Origin of the sequence: Paenibacillus nasutitermitis (genome assembly GCF_014641075.1) — a bacterium.
GTDB classification, from domain to species: Bacteria; Bacillota; Bacilli; order Paenibacillales; family Paenibacillaceae; genus Paenibacillus_Z; species Paenibacillus_Z nasutitermitis.
This window is the reverse complement of sequence record NZ_BMHP01000023.1, coordinates 1-7,734: the sequence shown is the minus strand read 5'-3', so window position 1 is coordinate 7,734 and position 7,734 is coordinate 1. Positions and strand designations below refer to the sequence as shown.

9 protein-coding genes and 1 pseudogene are annotated in these 7,734 nt (G+C 40.6%); all 10 read right to left on the bottom strand.

The annotated features are described in order from the left end of the window. Window positions 1-317 (bottom strand): IS110 family transposase (locus IEY46_RS36060; RefSeq protein ID WP_189001220.1); only part of this gene is annotated, 317 nt, incomplete at its 3' end. 187 nt (window positions 318-504) lie between these two features. Beyond that, window positions 505-1,020, bottom strand: coding sequence for a GrpB family protein (locus IEY46_RS36055; protein ID WP_189001217.1), 516 nt, complete (start codon window positions 1,018-1,020; stop codon window positions 505-507). A gap of 202 nt (window positions 1,021-1,222) precedes the next feature. Then, window positions 1,223-1,405, bottom strand: a complete 183-nt coding sequence (locus IEY46_RS36050; protein ID WP_189001213.1) for a hypothetical protein — start codon at window positions 1,403-1,405, stop codon at window positions 1,223-1,225. 486 nt (window positions 1,406-1,891) lie between these two features. After that, on the bottom strand, window positions 1,892-2,242 hold the full coding sequence (locus IEY46_RS36045) for a hypothetical protein (protein ID WP_189001210.1): 351 nt from the start codon (window positions 2,240-2,242) through the stop codon (window positions 1,892-1,894). Between the two features lie 499 nt (window positions 2,243-2,741). Next, window positions 2,742-3,251 carry a DinB family protein gene (locus tag IEY46_RS36040; protein WP_189001207.1) on the bottom strand — a complete coding sequence of 170 codons (510 nt, stop codon included), beginning with the start codon at window positions 3,249-3,251 and terminating at the stop codon, window positions 2,742-2,744. A gap of 500 nt (window positions 3,252-3,751) precedes the next feature. Further along, on the bottom strand, window positions 3,752-5,017 hold the full coding sequence (locus tag IEY46_RS36035) for an IS110 family RNA-guided transposase (protein WP_189001204.1): 1,266 nt from the start codon (window positions 5,015-5,017) through the stop codon (window positions 3,752-3,754). Between the two features lie 249 nt (window positions 5,018-5,266). Next, the gene (locus IEY46_RS36030) at window positions 5,267-5,842 is read right to left on the bottom strand and encodes a GNAT family N-acetyltransferase (RefSeq protein ID WP_189001201.1); all 576 of its coding nucleotides are present in this window, start codon (window positions 5,840-5,842) and stop codon (window positions 5,267-5,269) included. Window positions 5,843-5,989: 147 nt separating this feature from the next. Next, complete coding sequence (locus IEY46_RS36025) at window positions 5,990-6,571, bottom strand: LOG family protein (protein WP_189001197.1); 582 nt, start codon at window positions 6,569-6,571, stop codon at window positions 5,990-5,992. Between the two features lie 20 nt (window positions 6,572-6,591). After that, on the bottom strand, window positions 6,592-6,912 hold the full coding sequence (locus tag IEY46_RS36020; protein WP_189001195.1) for a MazG nucleotide pyrophosphohydrolase domain-containing protein: 321 nt from the start codon (window positions 6,910-6,912) through the stop codon (window positions 6,592-6,594). 554 nt (window positions 6,913-7,466) lie between these two features. Beyond that, window positions 7,467-7,734: pseudogene (locus IEY46_RS36700) on the bottom strand (IS110 family transposase); the annotation flags it as partial.

Here is a 7,734-nt window from a genome sequence, read left to right as displayed (position 1 = left end):
TTCACGTGCATCGGATTCACAACGCCGTACTTCACTTGCTTTTCTCTAAAAAAATGAGCAAGGTTCAGCCAGTAATGACCGGTTGGTTCCATGCCAACAATAACGTCTTGGAACCCTTGTTCCGTTGAGATCTTCCGAAACCAGTTCACAAACAATTCGAATCCTTCTCGTGTGTTTTCAAACGTAATTGCCTTCCCAAACTCGACTCCGCGGTTGTTTTGTGCGCGAGCCACATGTTTGAATTTGGCGATGTCCACACCGACAATTAAGGTAGAAGATGTGATTTGATTAATGCGCTCATTTTGATTAGAATTCATGATGTACTCTCCTTGGTTTATTTTTGGGATCCGTTCAGCCGGCCAGCGTCGTGGACCCATTAATATCATACCAAGGAGCTTTTCTTTTTCTCAAACCTCGTATTTCTTCATAATAGGAATGCTGCCCGTTACTTCAACAAAGAAAAAAGGAGTTGCCTCCAGCAAGTCCCTAAACTCTTGTTCCTCGTTAGTTGAATCCTAAACTGTCCAAAATTGAATTTATAAACTCAGTTTTTTCATCCGTATACAGTAGTTTATCTTTTTCGTGTTTCTGGGAGAGTTTCACTTTCAACTCTTGATATTCGTTTAGTGCTGCGTCATTTTTCAATAAATAGTCTCTAAATGCAAGTATCTTTTCTAGATACAAACTGCCTGTTTGGAACATGTGAATTTGATGAGTTTTTGGCTCACCCTTACTGAAATAATGTCTGTCGGGAAGTATGTTTGTTCCCCTATAAGCATATCCAAGCCTCTCTAAGCCTTGGACACATTCACTCCCATGTTGATAATCTTTTAATTCAATTCCAATATCAATTATAGGTTTCGCCGATAAGTTTTTCACAGCCGTACTGCCTATATGGTGGACTGCCAAGATAAGTTCGCCAAGTTCATTTTCTATCTGTGTTTTCTCCCATATAAATTCCTTCTCCCACTCTGCCGTCCAAGCTATAAGAAAGACTTTACCTTTGGGTAGTCCTAGCACTCCTATCACCTCTGCATCAAATTAATCATTCTATTATAATCCAAATTCGTTGAGCGTAACTGCACGTTAGCGTAGCGGAAAAGGAGCAGCTGCCGTCGGCAAACTGCTCCAAGATGCGTCAACTAACGTAACCTTTAGCGTAATGAACTCATTGACTTCGCCAGCTTAATCATGTCATTTTTGATGAAATAGAAACCACTTATTAAAGGGTAGCCCTTTGTTCTAGATTATGTATGATACTTGGCGTTGCTTCATAAAAGAAATGAACCAATTTTTTCATTTGTTCCACAAAATCTTCACTATCGGGAGCACCTAAATCCTTCATACAAAATTCAGCTATTACGCTTCGAGTAAAATTATCGGTACATACAAACATAATATTCATTAAAACCAACTCCAATCCAGTGACCATTTTATGGAATTATAGCAAATGAAACAAGAAGATTACCATCAATATTTTTCGATAGGTTTTCAAATAATCTGCCCGTTGAACAAAGACAGCCGATCGTTCTAATCGGCTGTCTTCACATTTTTGTTGAACTATTGTTCCTCGTTAGCACAATCGACTATGCGTAAATATCCAACCCTACAATACGATTATCGCTTGTATCAACTACAAGAATAAGTGAATGTGCAAAAACAATGAAAGTACGAATAGTAGCAGATTCACGTAACTTCTCCTCAAGGACCCATCCTGTTGGAGAAAGAAAAACAGACCCTGTATCAGCAAAAAAAGTATTATGGAAGAAGTGTTCCAGTTTTTCAGTTTCCCGAGTATTTAGTGGGATGATTGCTTCTTTACGAACGGAAAAGTACTTTAAATTCCTTCTCCCAGTAGCGAGGTTTATGTCAGCACTTCGATATAAATCTGTTACAACAGGATAAATCCCGTCAATAAGCTTATTTTCGATAATTTTTTTGAATTTGGCTTTAATCCCATTACATTAATACTTCGCAACACACCGTTATAGTAAGATTCTTTAACATCCGTGTAATGCGGTGTGATTTCAGTGGTAATTAGGCTTATTGCATTCTCATTCGGAGTTGGAATTTGCGTCATTGCATCAGAGCCAATAATCACAGAATATGCAGCAAATAGTTGCCCCACTTCGCTGATGTCACTTGGTTCGAAGGATGATTCAAGTTTTTTTATTTTGAATAAACCATCATAACTACTTTCATTTCTGTGAGGCTTTTCAATTTCCTCTAACCATTCAAACATAAAAGTCCTAACCTCCAAAAAAATATGATGACAACATATCCCCCCAATTTTACCATAATTGGAACTACTCTACCCGTTACTTCAATAGAAAAGGAGCAACTGCCGCAGCAAGCTACTCCACGCTAACGTTTCCCGTTAGCTCAATAGTTTGATCGATCTAAGGTCGTCTATTTCTCTTTTCATCTAAATATATATCGAGAGCTGCTATCGCTCTGATTAATAGCTTTATAATTAAATACAATGTATATAATCCAAGTAAAATGAAAAGTCCATAAACAATTAAAAGGATTATTGACCAAAACATCGGGAACATTGTAGAAGAACTAATCATATTCCACCACCTTTAAGACGAAATTTATGTGAGACATGACTAATAATCGGGAACAGTTACCTCTCTCTAAGACACAACCTCATATTACCATAATTGGAACTATCCTGCCCGTTACTTCAATGAAAAAGCAGACCACTGTTGTGATCTGCTCGGTTATGAAAGGTCGATCTACATAGTTGCCATCTTTCGTAATATCCTAATTTGTCCTCTATGGTTGATTTCATCTTCAAAAACATGAAACCATATAAAATAATTGTTGGAAATGTGATTATCCCATAATCTTTCTTCATAGAGCCACTCATCGTTCCTTTTACTTAGTTCCAATAAAGTTCTATTTCTAACAAAATTTAATTTATCAATATAAAATTCCAAAGGGTTTCCTTTTATTTTTTCTCTTCCTAAGCTTCCAAGTTCATATGCAGCACCCCAATCTGATATTTCTTGCTGATTAGGTTTTCTGCCATCGAAAATCTCAATTTGAAAGCCAATTTCAACAGCTGCCATATGTAATAGAAGCGCCCCGATTGAATTGCTATCTTTGTTTGGCAAATAATCAAGTTGATGAATACTCAAACCTTCTACGGAATTTAATGTAGTAAATCTTGCATAATTCATCATTGATATCAAATGTCCAATTTCAGTAGAATATCCCGTTAATTCTGATATTTTAAATTCCATCGTATAGCCCCCTTGTGCGTAATTAAAGTCCTGTATCAGATGTAATCTCCTATTACATTGTATACATAATTCAAGATAACCACTAAACTATCTCCCTCTATGGAGAAACGTTTTGCTCTTAAATGCTCACGTATTCTTAGAATCTTACCGTAATACGAATGTACCAGATGAAATTTTCATGGAAATTAATTGGATATAAAGAAATATGTGGGGCCGGCAAATGCGCAAAAAGTTCTTACCTAGACCACCCCTCTGTAAAAAGTGGCTCCATTGGTAAAGTATGGTTGCACTTATTGGATCTCCACATAACTCATGGAGGTCAACCCTCCCATGTCTCACAGAGTCTATGCTCCCACATTCCTTCATTCAACCTGTCCATGAGGTGGAGGTCAGATATGCTGCCCGACAGGATCTTCGTCCGTAAGATAGTTGCGTTCCGACTCATCCGTGCTTCTTTTATCTGTTGTCGCTACGATCTTAATTTCTCATCATACTTACATTTAAGCTGCCTTCAATAACTCTGCGAATCGAGGGATATCTTGCATCATTTTGCTTTCATTGAATTCGTGTCCCTTTTTCAAGATGCCGAACAGAACCCGAATGAGCTTGTTGCATAAAGCGATGATGGATTGCATCTTTTTCAAAGGATTATCAGGACGTTTGGTGTAATACTCGTGCAACGCTTTAAAGGCTGCGTTCTTGGCCACCAACGGCATCATCACACGGAAGAGTAAGGCTCGAAGCCGTTTCCTGCCTCTCTTCGTAATTTTAGCTTGCCCCTTGTGCTTACCGGAGGTGTTTTCTTTCAGATTCAGCCCCGCAAGCTTTATGATCTGCTTTGGATGACGGTATTGTTCAATGTCGCCTACTTCAGCGAGAAATCCGGCAATGGTGTCTCTGCCAATCCCTTTAATCGCTAACAATTGCGGGACGAACGGAATTTGCATCAGCAGTTCATCCAAGTGCACTTCCAATTCTTCAAACTTCTTTTGCAGCAGTTCATATTGGGTCAATAGAAGTCGCAGCTCCATCTTGGCAAGCTGTGAACCTTGTTTTATGCCCACAGAACGAGCGGCAGCTGCCTTCAAACTCTTCACGCGACCCAGTCCAAGTCCACGCTTTGCAATTTCTCTTCGATGTAGAAGCAAGGTTTCGTCTGAAAGAGAAACAAGCTCATGTGGCAGTAAATAAAGGCGTAATAAGTGGATGGCTGACTTGCACTCCCAATCCTTAAATACCGTAAGGAACTCTGGAAAATACCGATCTAGCCAATTATGGACACGTCCTTGCACCACGCTCAGATCAGTCGACAGATGATCGCGAATTTTCATTGCTTCCCGTAGTTCAGCGTAAACGCCCTGAGGGAGATTGGGTACAGCATACCTTCCGTCTTTGACATCCTTAACGTCATTCTTTGTTGGCGAGTTGTCGTCCAACTCTTTACTTTTCTTGACGTGTAGCGGATTTACCACGCCATACTTGACCTGCTGTTCTCTTAGGAAATGAGCAAGATTCAACCAGTAGTGGCCCGTAGGTTCCATGCCGACAATGACGTCCTGGAAGCCTTGCTCCGCCCCCAGTTTCTCGAACCAGCTATCGAAATATTCAAAACCAGTTCGATTATTTTCAAACGCAATTGGCTTTCCGAACTCAACTCCGCGGTAGTCTTGCGCGCGAGCCACATGTTTGAATTTGGCGATGTCTACACCGACAATTAGAGTTGAAGAAGTGATTTGATTAATCCGTTCATTTTGAGTAAAATGCATCTTGTAGTCTCCTTGGTTTGTTTTTGGGTCCGACGCTGGCCAGCATCTGGGACCCCTAAACATCATACCAAGGAGTCTTTTTATATTTCAAACTCCGTATTTCTTCATAATAGGAATGCTGCCCGTTAGCGTGGTCGTTAAGATCTCCACTTTCCTGCAGTCCGTCGGGAATGAGATCATGTACTTGTCAGCAAACTATGAAAAATTGTAATAGAGTCCATCCCATACAGGGATGGACTCTACATCAATTCAATTAATTTTTCGCTCTTTAAACTGTTCCTTCGTAAGCACATGCATCAGTTCACCGTTACAATCCTCGTAATCGTCTGTCAGTCCCACAAGCTCACGGTCAAACACAAAAGCCAGCTTCTCGAAAATTTTCAACGATGCTTTGTTCCTTGGATCTGCTTTGGCGTACAGTCGGTTGAGCCCGATAACATCAAACGCGTAAGCAGCCAGTGCAGCAGCCGCTTCAGTTGCGTAGCCGTTTCCCCAATATTCACGACCAATCAAATAGTACAACTCCTTGTCAGGTGCACTAAAGTCAAGTATCCCTACACCGCACCATCCTAGTAAGGCTCCAGTAAATTTGCTTCTAATCGCGAATGAATATTTAAACGGCATATCGAAGGGTGTACCATAGCTGTTCATCAACCACTCGAACACCCCTTGGTAATCCTCAAGCGGTAACACGTCTAAATGCATGTAAGTGAACAGCTCCGGATTTTGCATAAGTTCAAATGATTCCATCATGTCACTTTTAATGTAAGGGCGAATGATAAGGCGCTCTGTTTCTATACGCATCGTTGTTAAGGCTGTATCCATCTTTTTTACTCCTCCTAATCTATATTTGCTAAATGATTTAGACTAGATTTCGAAATCTGGCATACCCAATTCCACCTTTCAACATAATCTCTCTGTATTGCACTATCGTTCTGCGTTAGCTTAACATCGGAGACTCTTGGTTACTGGTCAAATACGCTGGTCGGTAAGGTAAGTTTTGACTGAAGGAGCTACATAGTTCGAGAACTGCTTCAGAATACCTTCAGGAGTATCGTCTGTTATGACCATAGAACGATATTTAGCCTGCATGAAATGCTCACGCTCCATCACATCAAACATAGACACAAGTGGATCAAAATATTGATTAATATTCAGAAAACCACAAGGCTTCTTATGCAAACCCAACTGACCCCATGTAAAAATCTCAAAATATTCTTCCATTGTTCCGGGTCCTCCAGGAAGAGCAATAAATCCGTCAGCCAATTCCGCCATCTTGGTTTTACGTTCGTGCATGGAATCTACCATAATGAGCTCTGTTAGACCTTTATGCGCAATTTCGCGATTTTGTAAAAAAAAGGGAAGGACCCCGACCACCTGACCTCCTTGTTCCAACACAGCATCAGCAACAGCTCCCATCAGACCCACATTGGCTCCACCATAAATAAGGGTGATCTGGTGTTTAGCAAGCTCCTGACCTAGCTTTGCTGCACTTTCTTTAAAGATGGAAGAGGCTCCCTTGCTGGAGCCACAGAATACAGCGATTGATTTCATTATCGAACTCTCCAATTTTTTTATTTTGATGAGTAGCGTTCTCCAAGTTTTTGTTTATGCGTTTTTAAAATATCTTCGAGGGATATATCATATTTATTTGCGATGACAATGAGATTTCCTAATACATCCCCAAGTTCTTCTGTTAGATGAGATTTGTTCTCTTGATATGAGCCTTCAGCCTCATCAGGACGATCTCGTCCGATTTCCAGTGCACGAATCGCACGAGCTACTTCACCGGTTTCCTCCGCAAGAAATCCTATCCGAACAAAAATATCCAAATCTGACCATTTCCGATGTTGGTAATATTCCTTCACCCACTGTTGGAATTCATTAATATTCATTTTACCCTCCACTTAGATAAACAATTTTCGAACGCTTGTTCCTTAAAAAGGATATCATATTCGAGATTACCAATCTACGTTATCATCTCCTAGCACTCTATTTTACGTCTCATGCAAATACGATCGCAATTCAATTATCCTCCCTCTATGGAGAAACGTTTTGCTCTTAAATGCTCGCATTTTCTTAGGTTTTTGGCCAAGTGTTCTTCTTAACAGATAACATCTCAATGGAACGAAGTTGTAAATGAAGAAATTTATGGGGCTGTTGGAGGCGCAAAAAGTCTCCTCCCAGACCACCCCTTGTAGAAAGTGGCTACACAGGTAAAGTATGGTTGCACCTTTGGATCTCCACATGGCTCATGGCGGTGAACCCTCCCACATCTCACAGAGTCTACGCTCCCACATTCCTTCATTCAACCTGTCCATAAGGTGGAGGTCAGATATGCTGCGAAGGCAGGATCTTCGTCCGTAAGGATAGTGCCGTTCCGACTCATCCGTGCTTCTTGTTATCTGTTTTTTCATTAACTAGGCCATTAATAAAGGCAAATGTTCACTTAAGCTGCTTGTAGTAATCCTGCGAATCGAGGAATATCCTGGATCATTTTCTCTTCGCTGAACTCATGTCCCTTCTTCAGTATCCCGAACAGGATCCGTATGAGTTTGTTACACAATGCGATGAGAGATTGCATCTTTTTCAACGGATTTATTGGCCGTTTTGTGTAGTAATCGTGCAAAGACCGGAAGGCTGCATTCTTAGCGACTAATGGCATCATCACTCTAAAGAGCAAGGCACGAAGACGCTTCCGGCCTCTCTTTGTTATC

Bases quoted from the DNA above. Each gene is read 5' to 3' on its own strand.
- IEY46_RS36035 (WP_189001204.1), bottom strand. From the start codon at position 5,017: ATGCATTTTACTCAAAATGAACGGATTAATCAAATCACTTCTTCAACT.
- IEY46_RS36040 (WP_189001207.1), bottom strand. From the start codon at position 3,251: ATGGAATTTAAAATATCAGAATTAACGGGATATTCTACTGAAATTGGA.
- IEY46_RS36050 (WP_189001213.1), bottom strand. From the start codon at position 1,405: ATGAATATTATGTTTGTATGTACCGATAATTTTACTCGAAGCGTAATA.
- IEY46_RS36025 (WP_189001197.1), bottom strand. From the start codon at position 6,571: ATGAAATCAATCGCTGTATTCTGTGGCTCCAGCAAGGGAGCCTCTTCC.
- IEY46_RS36045 (WP_189001210.1), bottom strand. From the start codon at position 2,242: ATGTTTGAATGGTTAGAGGAAATTGAAAAGCCTCACAGAAATGAAAGT.
- IEY46_RS36020 (WP_189001195.1), bottom strand. From the start codon at position 6,912: ATGAATATTAATGAATTCCAACAGTGGGTGAAGGAATATTACCAACAT.
- IEY46_RS36030 (WP_189001201.1), bottom strand. From the start codon at position 5,842: ATGGATACAGCCTTAACAACGATGCGTATAGAAACAGAGCGCCTTATC.